The organism is Paenibacillus periandrae (assembly GCF_022458865.1).
Lineage (GTDB): Bacteria > Bacillota > Bacilli > Paenibacillales > NBRC-103111 > Paenibacillus_S > Paenibacillus_S periandrae.
On sequence record NZ_JAJNMU010000107.1, the window covers coordinates 1 to 728 of the forward strand.

The window sequence follows — 728 nt, forward strand, 5'->3', positions numbered from 1 at the left end:
CCCAGTTTGAGGTGCTACCCACTTGCGGACCGAGCTGGTATTCGGGGAAGGGTGTTGCCAGTTGGACGCTACCACAAGCCAAGGCTGCGATCCCTGCCAAAACTGATTCAGATTGTCCCACACCATATTCACGTAACTATTTCCATTCCATTCTTGGTAATACCAGTTGTTATGCCCCTGAACAGAGCTGAACTGTTGGGAGGCAAAGTAGGCCTGTCCAGAAGGACTATCAGCCGAAACAACACCTACACTTTTCATGGTACACTCGTATAAAATTACCAATAAGAATAATGAACATATACACACTTTTAATAACTGCTTTCGCATAAAAAAACACATGGAAAATACTCCTTTACAGTATTCAGACTTTGTTCCTAACAGGTTGCATCACTAATCCAGTGATTTGCGATTATACCATCCCGATTTCTCCTTAATGTAGATCCGGTAAAAGTCATACTCGAATTTTATAGTAATGCCTGATTTAACGGATTTTATCTTTCACTTTTCATGGGAAGACAACAAGTTCATCACAGATTATTCTATATACTTTAATTCAATCGTATCTACTAGTAATACTCCTGATCCATTGTCTGTGTTGCCACGGATAAGTGCGTAAACCTTCGCATAAGTGGTATTCGCCGGAATTATTCCATTATTGGCTAACGTTACGTATCCTCCTTGTGTCACCTCACTGATTTCCGTTACACTTGCACCGGTGAACATCGTCG

General features: G+C 41.3%; 1 protein-coding gene and 1 pseudogene. Both read right to left on the bottom strand.

Going from position 1 to position 728, the window contains the following annotated elements; all coding sequences use genetic code 11:
* Positions 1-258 (bottom strand): annotated as a pseudogene (locus tag LRL21_RS44755) (hypothetical protein); the annotation flags it as partial.
* A gap of 276 nt (positions 259-534) precedes the next feature.
* The coding region (locus LRL21_RS44760) for a hypothetical protein (protein WP_240422210.1) at positions 535-728 on the bottom strand (194 nt) is incomplete at its 5' end.